We start from the raw sequence: 14421 nt of genomic DNA, 5'->3' as shown, positions 1-14421 counted from the left end.
CATGCTGCGATCGAAGAGCCCTCTGTTGTCGCTGCCCGGCGCCGTCCCCGCCGAGGGCCCGGACGAAGGCGTGGCCGCCCACTACGGCGATCTGTTCCGGGAACAGCGGGCGCTCGCCGACGGCTCCGGGTTTGTGGACCTCTCCCACCGGGGCGTGGTCACCGTCACCGGGCCGGACCGGCTGAGCTGGCTGCATCTGCTGCTCACCCAGCACGTCAGCGAACTGCCGCCCGGACAGGCCACCGAGGCGCTGATCCTCTCCCCGCACGGCCATATCGAGCATGCGCTGTATCTGGTGGACGACGGCGAGACCACCTGGGCCCATGTGGAGCCCGGTACCCAGGAGGCGCTGCTCGGCTATCTGGAGAGCATGAAGTTCTTCTACCGGGTGGAGGTGGCCGACCGGACCGGGGACTTCGCGGTGGTGCATCTCCCTGCCGGGTCCATCGCCGGGGTGCCGGAGGGGGTGGCGGTACGGGAGACCGCGTACGGCCGCGATCTCTTCCTGCCGCGGGAGCGCCTGGAGGAGTTCGCGGCCGGGCATGGCCCGGCGGCCGGGGTGCTGGCCCATGAGGCGCTGCGGGTGGAGGCGCACCGGCCCCGGCTGGGCCTGGAGACCGATCACCGCACCATTCCGCATGAGCTGGGCTGGATCGGTACGGCCGTCCATCTGCAGAAGGGGTGCTACCGGGGCCAGGAGACGGTGGCCCGGGTCCACAATCTGGGGAAGCCGCCGCGTCGTCTGGTCTTTCTGCACCTGGACGGCAGCGAGGTCCGGCTGCCGGGGCATGGCACCCCGGTCCGGCTGGCGGCGGACGGCCCGGAGGGCCGCCAGCTGGGCTTTATCACCACCGCCGCCCGGCACTACGAGCTTGGGCCGATCGCGCTGGCGCTGGTCAAGCGGAATGTTCCGGTGGATGCGGCGCTGGTGGCTGATGGGACTGCGGCGTCCCAGGAGGTCGTGGTCGAGCCGTAGCGCTTGCCCGCGCCCCTGCTGGGCGCACCCCCGCTGGTGCGGGCAGGGGTTCCTTAACCGGTTGCGGGCAGTCGTTCCGCAGGGCGATGGGGGCACCTCCCAGCGGTAGCTGGGGGAGGGTGGGCACAACCGGCCACCGGGCCGCACCCGGCGACGATACGGCGTCTGCCGATGCCCCTTGCCGGTCGGCCGCAGGCCGTGGGTGGTTGCTCGCGCAGTTCCCCGCGCCCCTGACGGGGCGCACCCCGGCCCCTGGAGGGGGCGCCCTCAGACCTCCAGGAGGACGGTGAAGGGGCCGTCGTTCGTCAAAGAGACCCTCATCTGCGCGCCGAAAACGCCCGTCTCGACCGTCGCCCCCAGTGCGCGCAGCTGGGCCACCACCTCATCGACCAGCGGCTCCGCCACCGGACCGGGAGCGGCCGCGTTCCAGGTGGGGCGGCGGCCCTTGCGCGCGTCCCCGTAAAGCGTGAACTGGGAGATCACCAGCAGCGGCGCCCCCACGTCCGAACAGGACTTCTCCTCCGACAGAATCCGCAGCGACCACAGCTTGCGGGCCAGCTGGGCCGCCTTGGCGGGAGTGTCCTCGTGAGTGACGCCGACCAGCACACACAGCCCCTCCCCCAGCACCTCCCCGACCGTCCGGCCGTCCACGACGACGCTCGCCCCGTCCACCCTCTGCACCACAGCACGCATGCCGACCATGATGCCCGGTTCCCCCAAGGGGCCGTTCGGGTGGCGACGGCCTGCGCCCGGTGCACCGGCGGTGGCACGATGCGTGCAGACGGCCGCACGCGGCGTGAGGGGACGGAGCCGGGATGACCGCACACGACGCATTGGACAGGGTGGAGACCGTGGAGAGTCTGCCCGCCAGGCCGCCGAGCCAGCGTTCCGGCCGGCTGGCCGACGCCACGGTCCGGCCGCTGGGCGAACTGGGTCTGCCGGAGCTGCGCGCGCTGCGCCGGGAGGCCCAGCGGGAGGAGGCGGACCTCAGCTATGTCCGCCGCCTGCTGCAAGGCCGGATCGACATCCTGCGCGCCGAACTGGCCCGCCGGGAGGCGCCCGCCACGCCCCGGCTGCTGCTGGACCGGCTGTCGGAGATCCTGGCGGACGGCCCCTCCGAGCACCGCTCCTCGGCCCGTCATGTGACCCTGGGCACCCCGCATCGCGAGGAGTACCGGCGGCTGGCCGAGGACATGCTGGGCGAGGTGGAGCTGTCCGATCTGGCCGCCCGCACCGATGCCGAGCTGCGTGCGGGTCTGGTCCGGCTGTCCGGTTATGAGCGCCAGGTATCCGTCCGCCGCAGGCAGTTGCAGCGGACGGCAGACGACTGCGGCGCCGAGATCACCCGCCGCTACCGGGAGGGCGAGGCGCAGGTGGACGACCTGCTCTCCTGACAGCCGGAAGCCGCCGACGGCGAGCAACCCCCCACCGGAAAGGGCAACCTCTCCGTTGCCGCGCAACGGGTGGTGCTGGGGGCACCTCCCAGCGGTAGCTGGGGGAGGGCGGGGCGATGCCCGCCGCAGGCAAAACCCCAAAGCGGCCCCGCAGCAAAGAAATTCGCGTGCGGCCGCACAAACCCACCCCTACCGTGCGGGGATGGACGTCCGCACCATCACCGAACCCGACCTCCCCGAGTGGATACGCGCCCTGCGCACCGGCTTTCTGGCCTCCCCCGAGGTCTCCGAGGAAGACATCGCCTTCCGCCGGGCCACCGTCGATTTCCGCCGCACCCGCGGTGTCTTCGACGACGACCGCTGCGTAGGGACCCTCCGCAGCTTCACCCAGCAACTGAGCCTGCCCGGCGGCGCCTCGGTCACCGCGGGCGCGGTCTCCAATGTCACCGTCTCCCCCACCCACCGCCGCCGCGGCCTGCTGGGCCGGATGCTGGGCGAGGACCTGCGGGAGGCCCGGGACCGGGGCGATGTCGCCGCCACCCTGATCGCCGCCGAGTACCCCATCTACGGCCGCTATGGCTTCGGCCCGGCCACCTGGGTCACCGAGTGGGAGGTGGACGTCCACCGCACCGGCCTGGACCGGCGCTACTCGGGCCCGTCCTGCGGCGGGCGGGTGGCCCTGGTGGAGGGCGACGCGGTACGCAAGCACGGGCCCGCGCTGCACCGGCGGCTGGCCGCCTCCCGTCCCGGCGTGGTCGGCCGTCCGGAGCGCTGGTGGCTGCAGGCCACCGGGCAGCTGCACCACCCCGCCCGGACCTGGACGCGGCCGTTCTACGCTCTCTACCTCTCCCCCGGCGGCGAGCCGGAAGGGCTGGTGGTCTACGCCGCCGACGACCGCTGGGACGCCAAGCGTCCGCGGAACACTCTCACCGTCCGCGATCTGATCGCCGTCACCCCGCGCGCCGAACGCGCCCTGTGGCACTATCTGTTGACCATTGACTGGGTCGGCACCGTCCGCACCGGCTACCGGGCCCCCGACGACCTGCTGCCCGATCTGCTGCCCGACCCCCGGGCGGCCAGGGTCACCACCCACGCCGACTACCTCTGGGTTCGTCCCCTGGATGTGCCCCGGCTGCTGGCGGCCCGTACCTATGCCACCACCGGCACCCTGGTGCTGGCGGTGACCGACCCGGCGGGACCGGCCGCCGGCCGCTTCCTGCTGGACGCCGGACCGGACGGCGCACACTGCGCCCCCACCAACCGGGAGGCCGATCTCACCCTTCCGGTGGGCGAGTTGGGCGCGCTCTGCCTGGGCGACGGCTCCGCGGTGCGGCTGGCCGCGCTGGGCCGGATCACCGAGGAGCGGCCGGGCGCCGCCGCCCGTGCGGAACTGCTGCTGCGTACCGCCCGGCGCCCTTGGTGCCCCGACGAGTTCTGAACCGACGAGTTCTGAACCGGCGAGCCCTGAACCGACGAATTCCGCATCACAGTTGACCTCAAGCTTGGTTGAGGGTTCAGCATCATGAGTGAACCAACCGCCTGGACCAAAGGATCGCTCCCATGTCGGACTCCTCGTACCGCCTCGCCGTCATCCTCGCCTCCACCCGTGACGGCCGTTTCGGCCCGACCATCGCCAAGTGGCTGGCCCACCACACCGATCAGCGTCCCGAGATCGAGGTGGATGTGATCGACCTGGCCGAACATCCGCTGCCCGCCAACCTCTCCTCCAGCCCCGGCGAGGAGGACCGGGCCGCGCTGGCTGCCGTCACTCCCCGGCTGCGGCGGGCGGACGCGTTTGTCGTCATCACCCCCGAGTACAACCACAGTTACCCGGCCTCGGTGAAGACCCTGATCGACTGGCACCGCGACCCCTGGCAGGCCAAGCCGGTCGCCTTTGTCTCCTATGGGGGGCTGTCCGGCGGCCTGCGTGCGGTGGAGCATCTGCGGCCGGTGTTCTCCGAGGTGCACGCGGTCACCATCCGGGAGACGGTCAGCTTCCATGGCCCCTGGGGGAAGTTCGACGAGGAGGGCCGTCATCTGGACGAGGAGGCGGGCATCGCGGCGGCCGGTGCGGCCAAGGCGCTGCTGGACCAGCTCGGTTGGTGGGCGGTCTCGCTGCGCGAGGCGCGTGCGGCGCGGCCGTACATGGCCGGCTGACCCCTCCGCCGCCGGCGTACGGGACTCGCGTCCGCCAGCGGCGGAGGGTTCACGCCTCCCGCGGCAGACGGAGCGCGGCCACCATGGCCGCCCCCACGCACCCCACCGTCACCCAGAACGCCGCATGGAACCCCGCCGCCGCCGAGCCCCCGTCGAGCACCCGCTGGAGCACCACCGCCACCACCGCCGTGCCCAGGGCGCCGCCCAGCTGCTGGCCGATGGCATTGGCCGTGGTGGCGTCCGGCATCCGGTCGGCGGGCAGCGAGTGGTAGAGGGTCTTCATGGTCGGGGAGATCGCGAAGGTCAGGCCGATGCCCCGGACGAACAGCGCCACCGCCAACAGGCCCTGCCCGGAACCCGGTTGGACCAGGGCGAAGGGGAGCGTACCGGCCAGCACCAGGGCGAGTCCGCCGAGCACCATGGTCCGGGCCGGGGGCCCGGAGTCCATCAGCCGCCCGGCCACCAGTACGGCGGCCAGCATGCCCAGCCCCTGCGGGGCCATCACCAGTCCGGCGCCCAGCGCTCCTTCGGCCGCGTCCTGCTGGAAGAACAGCGGCACCAGGAACGCCCCGGCGAACAGCGCGAAGTTGCCCAGGAAGGCCAGTGCGCAGGAGACCGCGAAGGCGCGGTCCCGGAACAGTCCCAGCCGGATGACGCCCGGCCGGGCCGCGCGGGCGGTCCACAGCCCGTACCCGGCCAGCAGGGCCGCCCCCGCCAGCAGCGGCAGGCCCCATGACGAGGCCGGGGCCCGCCCTCCCAGCCGGCTCAGCCCATGGAGCAGCAGCGCCAGTCCGCCGCTCACCGCCACCAGTCCGGCGGCGTCCAGCCGCTCGGCGGCGGAGCCGCGCGAGGCGGGGATGAAGCGCAGGGTCAGCACAATGGCCGCCAGCAGCACGGGAACGTTCAGCAGGAACACCCAGCGCCAGGACAGCTCCTGCACCAGAACGCCGCCCACGACCGGGCCGACCACCGGTGCCAGCACGGCGGGCACCGCCATCAGCGCCATCATCCGGCCCATCCGCTCCCGGCCGGCCACCTCCACCACGATCAGCCGGGACAGCGGGAACAGCCCGCCCGCGCCCAGCCCCTGCACCACCCGGAAGGCCACCAGACTGCCCAGCGACCAGGCCAGCCCGCACAGCACCGACCCGGCCAGCAGCACCGCCAGCGACCCGGTCCAGGCCCGGGTGGCCCCGAACCGCTGGGCGGCCCAGCCGGTGGCCGGGATCACGGCGGCAAGTGCCAGCAGATAACCGGTGGTTGCCCACTGAACATCCGCCGGCCCGGCCCCGAAGCGCTGCCCCAGCGCATGCACGGCGACGCCGATGACCGTGGTGTCCAGCAGGGCCACAAAGGCGCCGAGCACCAGGATCAGCGCGACCCGGGTCAGCGAGCGGTCCAGGCCGGGTCTGCCGGCCGGGGCCGTCGATGCCTGAGCGGACATGGAAATCCCCCTTCAACGCAAAGCTAGACTTCCTAGCTCGATTCCTAATATACATAGGTTTTGAAGGGCTGCCGGTGCCATGGCCCGGGCATCGGCTGTGGTCAGTCCGGCAGTTCCTCGCGCACCAGCGCCTGGGCGAGCGGTTCCCCCGTCGCGCGGGCGTGGGCCATCCGCTCCCTGACCTCACCCAGCGTGCGCGGCCGGTAGCCCGGCCCGTCGCTACACCCCATGGGGAAGCGGACGCCCGCGTTCAACAGCACGGTCAGCACCCGCCAGGCCCGGTCATCCCGGCGCCGGGGTGCGGCGAAGGCCTGGCCGACATGGATCAACTCCCGGGCGCAGCGCGGGCAGACCCGGTCCCGGTCATAAGGCCCGGGACCGGGCTGCTTGAAGGAAGCCCGGCAAGGCAGGCAGACAAAGTGGTGTTTGGCGGGCGGCATACGCCCCAGGCTAGGCGGGCCGGCGAACCCCGCTCAGCTCAATATCATCAAGCTCCGCGGATCAGGGTGCGGGACGAACCCGGCCTGGGCGCAGACCCCATGGGCGTCGCCGGTGCTCAGCAGGAGCCGCTTCAGGCGGTACGGCGCCAGGTGCCGGGGAGGAGTTCAGCGCATCACAGGCCACCGGCTCGGACCGCGGCCGCCGGTGCGGCCAGTGCGGTGAGGTCGGCATGGGCGGCGGCCAGTGACTGCTTCGCCAGGTCCTGGAAGCGGGCCAGGGCCGGGATGTCACCGGCCCGGGTCAGCTCGGCCTTGACGAAGTGGAGGTTCTCCTCGGCCACGCCGAGATTGCCGAAGTAGGCCCGGAGGTAGGGCACTTGGAAGTCGTACGGCTCGCGGGGCGTGCCGGGGCCGTATCCGCCGCCGCGGGCGACCACCGCCACCACCCGGGTGCCCTCCAGCACGCTCCGGCCGCTGTCCGGGTCGGTGAAGGCGCCGGGGAAGGACACCCGGTCGATCCAGGACTTCAGCGTGGCCGGCACCGTGAAGTTGTACATGGGGACGCCCAGCAACACCGTGTGCGCACCGCGCAGTTCGTCGATCAGCGGGCGGGTCAGTGACCACTGCCGCTCCTCGGCCTGGTCACGGACCAGCCGGTCCACCCGGTCCATGGGGATCACGCCCTGCCGCTCCACCCGGCGGCCGAGGGTGGCATAGGCCGGGGACAGCGGCGGCACCGGATCGGCGGCCAGATCGCGATAGCGGTAGCCGGACTCGCCGTGCCGGGCCCGCCAGTGGGTGACAAACCCGGCGGTGAGCTGCCGGGTGACGGAATCCTCGGCGGCGTCGGCGCTGGAGTCCAGGTGCAGCAGGAATCCCTGCCGGGCTGTGATGTCGGTCATGTGTGCTTGCTCCCTGTCCCGGGGATGGCGCTTTGATGGGTCAGCAGGTTGTCGGTACGGGGCGGGAAAAGGTGACCGATGGGGGCGAGGGAAGCGACGGAAACGACGACAGCGGCGGAAGCGCAGTCCGCACTGGCGGAGCGCTTTGAGGCGCAGCGCGGTCAACTGCGCGCGGTGGCCTACCGGATGCTGGGCTCGCTGAGCCAGGCCGAGGACGCCGTCCAGGAGACCTGGCTCCGGCTCGGCCGGGCCGACGCCGGTGAGGTGCGCAATCTGCCGGGCTGGCTGCGTACCGTGGTCTCCCGGGTGTGCCTGGACATGCTGCGCTCCAGTACGGCACGGCATGAGGAACCGGCGGGGCGGCAGCTGCCGGACCCGCCCGGGGAGGAGGCCGGCCCCGAACAGGAGGCGCTGCTGGCCGAGTCGGTGGGGCGGGCGCTGCTGGTGGTGCTGGCGACCCTGGGGCCCGCGGAGCGGGTCGCCTTTGTGCTGCACGACCTCTTCGCGGTGCCCTTCGAGGAGATCGCCCCCATCGTGGACCGCACCCCGGTCGCCGCCAAAAAGCTTGCCAGCCGGGCCCGTTCGAAGGTCCGGCGTACCCCTGCCCTGCCCGCGGCCGAACTGGACCGGCAGCGGCGGCTGGTGACGGCCTTCCTCAGCGCCGCCCGGGGCGGCGACCTGGCCGCCCTGCTGACCCTGCTGGCCCCGGATGTGGTGCGCCACTCCGACGCCGCCGCCGTACCGGCGGGCGCGCCGGTCATGGCCCGTGGGCGGCGGGCGGTGGCCCAGGGGGTGCTGGCCTTCGGCCACCGGGCGCGCTTCGCCGAACCGGCGCTGGTGGATGGGGCGGTGGGCGCCGTGGTGGCCCCGTACGGGCGTCTGGCGCTGGCGCTGACCTTCACCTTCGAGGGAGAGCGGATCACCGGCTACCGGGTGATCGCCGACCCGGCCCGGCTGCGAGCACTGGACCTGGCTGTCCCGGCCCCCTGAGTGTGCGGGGCACATTCAAGCCGGGGCCCGACAGTCAAGACGGAGAGGGGCTCATCATGTGGGCGGTCATCGCGGTAGGCACCGCACCCCTGCTGCTCGGCGGCGCGCTCGCCTACCTCGCCGGGGCCTTCGGCCTCCGCGAGTCCCGGCGGCTGCGCCGGGTGGGCGTACCGGCCCGGGCCCTGGTGCGCCACCCCCCGGCCGGACCGGACGACCTCCCGGGCGAGGCCCGGCCGCTGCTGCAGTTCGCCACCGAGGACGGCCGGATCGTGGAGGTGTTCTCCCCCGTGCCGTCCAGCCGGTCACATCCGCTGCCGGACGGCCGGGAGGTGCTGATCGCCTATGACCCGGCCGATCCCCGCAATGTGCTGGTGCGCGGGCGGGAGCGGTACTGGCCGGAGTATGTCCTCCTGGCGCTGGGCGCGGCGGCGGTACTGGCCGGGCTGACCCTGCTGGCCGTGCCCCGCTGAGCGGCGTGGCCTTACCTGCGAAGCCGCTCGGGGCACTCTCCGCCCTCGGGCAGATGCCGCTCCGCCCACCGGCCCAGTTCGCGGAGGGCGGGCTCCAGGGCGACTCCGGCCTCGGTCAGCCGGTAGGAGACCCGCAGCGGGGGGCCCTCGTCCACCTCGCGCAGCACCAGACCGGTGGCGCCGAGCTCGGTGAGCCGGTCGGAGAGCATGCGCTCACTGATACCTGGGACGGCCCGGCGCAGGTCGGTGAAGTACGCCGGACGGTCCAGCAGCGCGGCCACCACCATTCCGGTCCAGCGCTTGCCGAGCAGCTGGAAGACGCGGGTGATCCCGGAATCGACCTTCTTGCACGTTTCTTCGTCGTGCGCCGCGCCGTCTGCCATGCGCCCAGGGTACTCCCTTCCCGTATGGTGGTGAAAAAAAGTAAGTACCTGTGCTATCAATAGTTGCGCACTAATCAACTGCCCCTTCTCTTGTTCACGGAGATCCCCATGGCCACGCTGCTGCACCTGGACTCGTCCCTGTTCCCCGCCTCGGCCTCCGCCTCGCGTGCGGTGACCGCCGCCTTCCGCCAGTCCTGGGAGGAGGAGCACCCGCAGGGCACGGTGATCTACCGCGACCTGTCCGCGAACCCGGTTCCGCACCTGGACGGCCTGGCCGCCTCGGCCGCCTTCGCCGACCCGGCCACCCACACCCCGGAGCAGGCGGCCGCCTTCGCCGGGCGGCTGAAGCTGATCGAGGAGCTGGAGCAGGCCGACGCGGTGCTGATCGGCGCCCCGATGTACAACTTCACCATCCCCTCCACCCTCAAGGCGTGGCTGGACCAGGTGATCCTGATGGGCCGCACCACCGGCCCGGAGGCCACCACCAAGGGCACCCCGGTCACCGTGGTCGCCAGCCGTGGCGGCTCCTATGCACCCGGCACCCCGCGCGAGGGCTTCGAGTACGTCCAGAACTACCTGCGGGCCGCGCTGACGGACATGCTGGCCATGGACGTGGACTTCATCGTCCCCGAACTGACCCTGGCCGCCACCAACCCGGCCATGGCCGAACTGATCCCGCTGGCCGAGGCGTCCCGTGCCAAGGCCCTTGCGGAGGCGGCGGACAAGGGCCGCGACCTCGCCCGGCGGCTGGCCGTCACCCAGGCCGTCTGAGCCGATGACGAGGGCGGCACCGGAAGACGACCACCGCCGCCCTCACCTCCGGCCCGCTCGGCCCGGCAGGCCCGCCAGGCATCCGGCCGCCAGTGCGCCCCTGGCGACCAGGGCAGACCTCAGGCGGATGCTGACGCCCGTCCCGCGTCATAAGCCGCATGGGCGCGGGCGATATCGGCGCTGTGCCTCCCGGCCCAGGAGACCAGGGACAACAGGGTCTCGTGCAGTTCGAGCGCCATCTCCGTGCAGGTGTACTCCACCTTGGGCGGAACGGTCGGATAGACCGTACGCACCAGCAGCCCCTCGCGTTCCAGTTTGCGCAGGTTCAGGGTGAGCATGCGGCGGCTGATGCCCTCGATACGGCGCTCCAACTCGCTGAAGCGCACCGGGCCCTGGGCCGCGGCGACCAGGATGCCGATGGCCCATTTGCCCGCCACCCGGTCCTGGGGTTCTCGCAGCCGGACCTGGGCTGGGTGATCAACGCCTATCTGATCCCCTTCGGCGGCCTGCTGCTGCTCGCCGGGCGGCTCGGCGATCTCTTCGGCCGCAAACGGGTCTTTCTCACCGGTCTGACCGTGTTCACCGCGGCCTCACTGCTGTGCGGACTCGCCCAGCGCCCGGCCCTGTTGCTGATCGCCCGCTTCTTCCAGGGCGTGGGCGGGGCGGTGACCTCGTCCGTCACGCCGGCCATGGTGGTGACCCTGTTCGCCGAACCGGCGGAACGAGCCCGGGCGATCGGCGTCTAGGGCTTTGTGCAGTCCGCCGGCGGCGCGCTGGGCCTGCTGCTGGGCGGGGTGCTGACCGAGACCATGAGCTGGCACTGGATCTTCTTCGTCAATGTGCCGATCGGCACGGCGGCCATTGTGGTGGCCCGCCGCGTCCTGGCCCCGGAAAGCGGTGCCCGCCAAGGCCACGGCACCGACGCGTTGGGCGCCGTGCTGGTCACGGCCGCCCTGATGCCGGCCGTGTTCACCATCGTCCGGGCGACGGACCACGGCTTCGGCTCCCCGCGCACCTGCGGCCTGGGACTCGGCGCCCTCACGCTGCTCGCGGCCTTCGGCGTACGACAGGCGAAGGCCGGAGATCCCCTCCTGCCGCCCCGGATGTTCAGGTCCCGCAATGTCGTGGGCGCCCTCGCTGCTGATCGGCGGCATGTCATTGCTGCTCGCACCGCGCCTCATCGGCCGGTTCGGCGCCCGGGCCGTCCTGTCGGCCGCCCTTGTCCTGATCGCCTCGGGGCTGGGCATCCTGGGGCAACTACCGGCGGACGGGGCCTACTTCACCGATGTCTTCCCCGCGACCCTGCCGCTGGGCATCGGTTTCGGCCTGGCGATGCCCTCCCTCGCGGGACTGGCCATGTCGGCAGCGACCCCGCAGGACTCGGGGCTGGCCTCCGGCATGTTCAACACCGTGCAGCAGGTGGGCAGTTCACTGGGCCTCGCGGCCCTGAGCACGCTCGCCGTCTGCCGTACTCACGCCCTGTCGGCCGGCGGCGCCTCCCCGGCGGACGCGCTGACCGGCGGCTACCGGCTCGCCTTCCGGGCCGCCGCCTGCCTGGTCCTCGACGCGCTGGTGGTGGCCACGGCCGTACTGCGCACCCCGTCCGGGCAACGCCCCGGCGCCGGGCAAGCGGGGCCCCGTAAGGGGCGCGGGAAACTGCGCGACCAGCCCCAGACGGCCCGCACGTGACATGTGATGGAGGGCATGGGGCCGCTCACCGGAGGAACGGAACCCAGCGATGGCACGGCCCAGCAGCCGTCAGACACCGCCCAGCCCAATCCACCGTGTGCCACGGCGGATTGGGTCAGGCAGGGCGCTACCGGCCAACCGCCTGCGGTTACTGGAACTTGGCAAACATCCCGAGCTCATAGGAGCCACCCCGCTGGTGGACGATCACCGCCAGCCGGTTGGCCGCGTTGACCAGGGCGACCAGGGAGACCAGCGCCGCGATCCGGTCGTCGTCGTAGTGCTCGCGCACCCGGGCCCAGGTCTCGTCGGACACGCCCTGGTGGACGTCGGCGAGCCGGGTGCCCTCCTCGGCGAGCGCCAGCGCGGCCCGCTCGGCCTCGGTGAAGACGGTGGACTCCCGCCAGGCGGCGACCAGATGGAGCCGGACCGCGCTCTCCCCGGCGGCCATGGCCTCCTTGGTGTGGACGTCGATGCACCAGCCACAGCCATTGATCTGGCTGACGCGCAGCGACACCAGCTCCTGGGTGCTCTTCGGCAGCGATGACTGGTGGATCAACTGGCCCGCCGCGGCGAACCGCTTGGTGAACTTGACGCCGAACTCGTTCTCGAACAGGTTGAAGCGGACGTCCATGATCTGGTCCTCATCCTCACTCGTGGTCCGTGCGGTGAACGACCACAAGATGCCGACGGCCCGCCCGCTGTGACGGGGTGGCGGTGTGAGGTGAACCACCACCCGGGGGTGTCACAAAGCCGCCGGGACCGGCGTCCTGTGCGCGTGGCAACCTCGAAGACGAACAGGCGGGAGCAGCCGGTGGAGAACAGGCACATGGAGCACACGGAACACACCGACCCCGCCACCGAGGCGTTTGTCGCCCATCGCAATCTGCTGTTCACCGTCGCCTACGAGCTGCTCGGCTCGGCCGCCGACGCCGAGGACGTACTGCAGGAGACCTGGCTGCGCTGGGCGGGCGTCGATCTCGGGACGGTACGGGACCAGCGGGCGTACCTGGTCCGGATCACCACCCGGCAGGCGCTGAGCCGGCTGCGTACCCTCGGCCGCCGCCGGGAGTCCTATGTCGGCTCCTGGCTGCCCGAGCCCCTGCTGACCGCGCCGGATGTGGCCGAGGACGTGGAGCTGGCGGACAGCGTCTCCATGGCCATGCTGCTGGTGCTGGAGACCCTGGCGCCGGTGGAGCGGGCGGTGTTCGTCCTGCGTGAGGTCTTCGACCTCGGCTATGAGGAGATCGCCGAGGCCGTGGACAAGAGCCCGGCCGCGGTCCGCCAGATCGCGCACCGGGCCCGGTCCCATGTCGCGGCGCGCCGCCCGCGCGGGGCCGTTTCCCGGACCGAGACCCAGCTGGCACTCGACGCCTTCCGGCGGGCGGCCGAAACCGGCGATCTCCAGGGCCTGCTGGACATCCTGGCGCCGGATGTGGTGCTGATGGGCGACGGCGGCGGGGTCAAGCAGGCCGTGCTGCGGCCGGTGGTGGGGGCCGACAAGGTGGCCCGGCTGCTGATCGGCGGGCTGGGCAAGGCCGGCGCGGCCCTCTCGATGAGCCCGGCCCAGGTCAATGGCCACCCGGCACTGACGATCCGGCTCGACGGCGAGCTGGACACGGTGGTGGCGGTGCGCCTGGACGACGGCCTGATCACCGGGCTCTACGCGGTGCGCAACCCGGAGAAGCTCTCGCATATGCGACGGGAGACGGCCCTGCGCCGCTGAGCCCTCAAGTCCTCGGGCCCGTCAGGCTTTCAGCCCTCGCGGCCGGCGGCCCGGCGCCGCTCGGCGCGGTGGGCGAGCGCCTCGATGACGCGCTGCCAGGCCGGTGAGGTCTCGGAGATCCGGGCGGAGACCAGCTCCAGGAATTCCGCCCGGTCGCCGTCCCGCCGCCGGGCCGTCTCCCAGGCGTCCAGGTCATCGATGAGCCGGTCCACGCGGGGATCGTCCGGATCCCAGTCCACCGACTGGTCACAGGCAAGGTAGAGGCGCCTGGTCCCGGGGTCGTCCAGGTCCGCGTGCTTCTCCCTGACTCTTCGCGGTATGGACCGCGGGTCCAGGGCTCGCAGCAGGATCCAGGAGTCACGTTCGAGCCGTACCCGCCGTTCACTGATCCCGAGCGCGCGCATCCGCTCCAGGAGGCCGACCACCTCGGGAGGGAGCAACAGCCCTTCACCGCTCGCCAGTTGGGCGATCCGGCGGCGGTATTCGGCGAGCTGGGCGATCTTTTGCCGCAGCTCGGCGTCGATGTCAGACGGCAAGCGTCGGCTGGATGATCAACACCAGCCAGCACTTCATCGACCTGCACAACGTCGCCAGCCTCGTCCTGCTGACATGGCCGGCGGTCCGAAGTCTCGCGCCGAGCGACGAGCACGCTGAAATCCTGGATCAGAACGTCGCACGCCGACACCAGCAAAGAGCCGCTCTGGCCGAACGGCACAAGCACTTCTACCACTTGCACACCCTGACCAGCCCAGCAGCCAACTCCGCCGCCTACGCTGCCGTGACGGCCATCGCGCACAGGATCCTGAAGAGCACAGACCAGCAGGCGCTGGAGCTCGTCGCGCCGATCCAACCTCGGTTGCAAGTAATCCAAGGACCTGAACAGGACGTCGGCGATACGCTGCGCAACTCCCACAGAAGCTCACCACCCCTGAGGATCATCCTCGCGAGGCACCAACGCCCCACGCCGGGCGCGATGAACAGCTACCGCCAACAACCCCATGAGTGGCGCCCCGCCTCGAAAGACCCGAGCTGACCCACGAGGCTGCGAGCAGACCGCCTCGACGAGTACGACGACGGGTTCG

General features: G+C 72.0%; 17 protein-coding genes and 1 pseudogene. 10 read left to right on the top strand and 8 right to left on the bottom strand.

Annotated elements, in window-relative coordinates; translation table 11 throughout:
- The first annotated feature begins 1 nt into the window (after position 1).
- Positions 2 to 976 (top strand): CAF17-like 4Fe-4S cluster assembly/insertion protein YgfZ, encoded by a 975-nt coding sequence (gene ygfZ, locus CV755_RS25885; RefSeq protein WP_109282669.1) that lies wholly within the window; start codon positions 2 to 4, stop codon positions 974 to 976.
- A gap of 267 nt (positions 977 to 1243) precedes the next feature.
- On the opposite strand, the gene dtd is transcribed toward ygfZ, so the two are convergent.
- The gene (dtd, locus tag CV755_RS25875) at positions 1244 to 1669 is read right to left on the bottom strand and encodes a D-aminoacyl-tRNA deacylase (RefSeq protein ID WP_193553478.1); all 426 of its coding nucleotides are present in this window, start codon (positions 1667 to 1669) and stop codon (positions 1244 to 1246) included.
- 122 nt (positions 1670 to 1791) lie between these two features.
- On the opposite strand from dtd, the gene CV755_RS25870 reads away from it, so the two are divergent.
- The 3 genes from CV755_RS25870 to CV755_RS25860 all read left to right on the top strand — a co-directional run bounded on the left by CV755_RS25870 (position 1792) and on the right by CV755_RS25860 (position 4527).
- Positions 1792 to 2370: an RsiG family protein gene (locus CV755_RS25870; protein ID WP_109282667.1), complete on the top strand. Its 579-nt coding sequence runs from the start codon at positions 1792 to 1794 to the stop codon at positions 2368 to 2370.
- A gap of 202 nt (positions 2371 to 2572) precedes the next feature.
- Positions 2573 to 3808 carry a GNAT family N-acetyltransferase gene (locus CV755_RS25865; RefSeq protein WP_109282666.1) on the top strand — a complete coding sequence of 412 codons (1236 nt, stop codon included), beginning with the start codon at positions 2573 to 2575 and terminating at the stop codon, positions 3806 to 3808.
- A gap of 122 nt (positions 3809 to 3930) precedes the next feature.
- Positions 3931 to 4527, top strand: a complete 597-nt coding sequence (locus tag CV755_RS25860) for an NADPH-dependent FMN reductase (RefSeq protein WP_109282665.1) — start codon at positions 3931 to 3933, stop codon at positions 4525 to 4527.
- Positions 4528 to 4576: 49 nt separating this feature from the next.
- Here CV755_RS25860 and CV755_RS25855 read toward each other — a convergent pair whose 3' ends face one another.
- The 3 genes from CV755_RS25855 to CV755_RS25840 all read right to left on the bottom strand — a co-directional run bounded on the left by CV755_RS25855 (position 4577) and on the right by CV755_RS25840 (position 7313).
- Positions 4577 to 5971 carry a DHA2 family efflux MFS transporter permease subunit gene (locus tag CV755_RS25855; protein ID WP_109282664.1) on the bottom strand — a complete coding sequence of 465 codons (1395 nt, stop codon included), beginning with the start codon at positions 5969 to 5971 and terminating at the stop codon, positions 4577 to 4579.
- A gap of 101 nt (positions 5972 to 6072) precedes the next feature.
- Positions 6073 to 6411 carry a deoxyxylulose-5-phosphate synthase gene (locus tag CV755_RS25850; RefSeq protein ID WP_109282663.1) on the bottom strand — a complete coding sequence of 113 codons (339 nt, stop codon included), beginning with the start codon at positions 6409 to 6411 and terminating at the stop codon, positions 6073 to 6075.
- Between the two features lie 173 nt (positions 6412 to 6584).
- Complete coding sequence (locus CV755_RS25840; RefSeq protein WP_109282662.1) at positions 6585 to 7313, bottom strand: FMN-dependent NADH-azoreductase; 729 nt, start codon at positions 7311 to 7313, stop codon at positions 6585 to 6587.
- 78 nt (positions 7314 to 7391) lie between these two features.
- Here CV755_RS25840 and CV755_RS25835 point away from each other — a divergent pair, with 78 nt between their 5' ends.
- Together CV755_RS25835 and CV755_RS25830 are read left to right on the top strand one after the other, a co-directional pair.
- Positions 7392 to 8303 (top strand): sigma-70 family RNA polymerase sigma factor, encoded by a 912-nt coding sequence (locus tag CV755_RS25835; protein ID WP_109282661.1) that lies wholly within the window; start codon positions 7392 to 7394, stop codon positions 8301 to 8303.
- 56 nt (positions 8304 to 8359) lie between these two features.
- Complete coding sequence (locus tag CV755_RS25830; protein ID WP_109282660.1) at positions 8360 to 8773, top strand: DUF3592 domain-containing protein; 414 nt, start codon at positions 8360 to 8362, stop codon at positions 8771 to 8773.
- Positions 8774 to 8784: 11 nt separating this feature from the next.
- Here CV755_RS25830 and CV755_RS25825 read toward each other — a convergent pair whose 3' ends face one another.
- The gene (locus CV755_RS25825; protein WP_109282659.1) at positions 8785 to 9156 is read right to left on the bottom strand and encodes a winged helix-turn-helix transcriptional regulator; all 372 of its coding nucleotides are present in this window, start codon (positions 9154 to 9156) and stop codon (positions 8785 to 8787) included.
- Between the two features lie 108 nt (positions 9157 to 9264).
- On the opposite strand from CV755_RS25825, the gene CV755_RS25820 reads away from it, so the two are divergent.
- Positions 9265 to 9927 (top strand): FMN-dependent NADH-azoreductase, encoded by a 663-nt coding sequence (locus CV755_RS25820; RefSeq protein ID WP_109282658.1) that lies wholly within the window; start codon positions 9265 to 9267, stop codon positions 9925 to 9927.
- A 119-nt stretch (positions 9928 to 10046) separates the two neighbouring features.
- Here CV755_RS25820 and CV755_RS36350 read toward each other — a convergent pair whose 3' ends face one another.
- Entirely contained in the window at positions 10047 to 10415 is a 369-nt protein-coding gene (locus tag CV755_RS36350) for a winged helix-turn-helix transcriptional regulator (RefSeq protein WP_241561474.1), read from the bottom strand.
- Here CV755_RS36350 and CV755_RS25815 point away from each other — a divergent pair.
- Positions 10320 to 11616 (top strand): annotated as a pseudogene (locus CV755_RS25815) (MFS transporter). The gene CV755_RS36350 and the pseudogene CV755_RS25815 overlap by 96 nt on opposite strands.
- Positions 11617 to 11764: 148 nt before the next feature.
- Here CV755_RS25815 and CV755_RS25810 read toward each other — a convergent pair.
- On the bottom strand, positions 11765 to 12247 hold the full coding sequence (locus tag CV755_RS25810; protein ID WP_109282657.1) for a carboxymuconolactone decarboxylase family protein: 483 nt from the start codon (positions 12245 to 12247) through the stop codon (positions 11765 to 11767).
- 195 nt (positions 12248 to 12442) lie between these two features.
- Between CV755_RS25810 and CV755_RS25805 the strand changes: the two genes are divergently transcribed.
- Positions 12443 to 13339 (top strand): RNA polymerase sigma-70 factor, encoded by an 897-nt coding sequence (locus CV755_RS25805; RefSeq protein WP_109282656.1) that lies wholly within the window; start codon positions 12443 to 12445, stop codon positions 13337 to 13339.
- A gap of 29 nt (positions 13340 to 13368) precedes the next feature.
- On the opposite strand, the gene CV755_RS25800 is transcribed toward CV755_RS25805, so the two are convergent.
- Complete coding sequence (locus CV755_RS25800) at positions 13369 to 13875, bottom strand: hypothetical protein (RefSeq protein WP_193553477.1); 507 nt, start codon at positions 13873 to 13875, stop codon at positions 13369 to 13371.
- Between the two features lie 11 nt (positions 13876 to 13886).
- On the opposite strand from CV755_RS25800, the gene CV755_RS25795 reads away from it, so the two are divergent.
- The gene (locus tag CV755_RS25795; protein WP_109282655.1) at positions 13887 to 14372 is read left to right on the top strand and encodes a hypothetical protein; all 486 of its coding nucleotides are present in this window, start codon (positions 13887 to 13889) and stop codon (positions 14370 to 14372) included.
- The last annotated feature ends 49 nt before the right edge of the window (positions 14373 to 14421 follow it).

The sequence above is a fragment of the Streptomyces orinoci genome (assembly GCF_003121295.1).
Lineage (GTDB): Bacteria > Actinomycetota > Actinomycetes > Streptomycetales > Streptomycetaceae > Streptomyces > Streptomyces orinoci.
The sequence above is the reverse complement of the archived record's forward strand: the minus strand, read 5'-3'. Positions and strand labels throughout refer to the sequence as shown.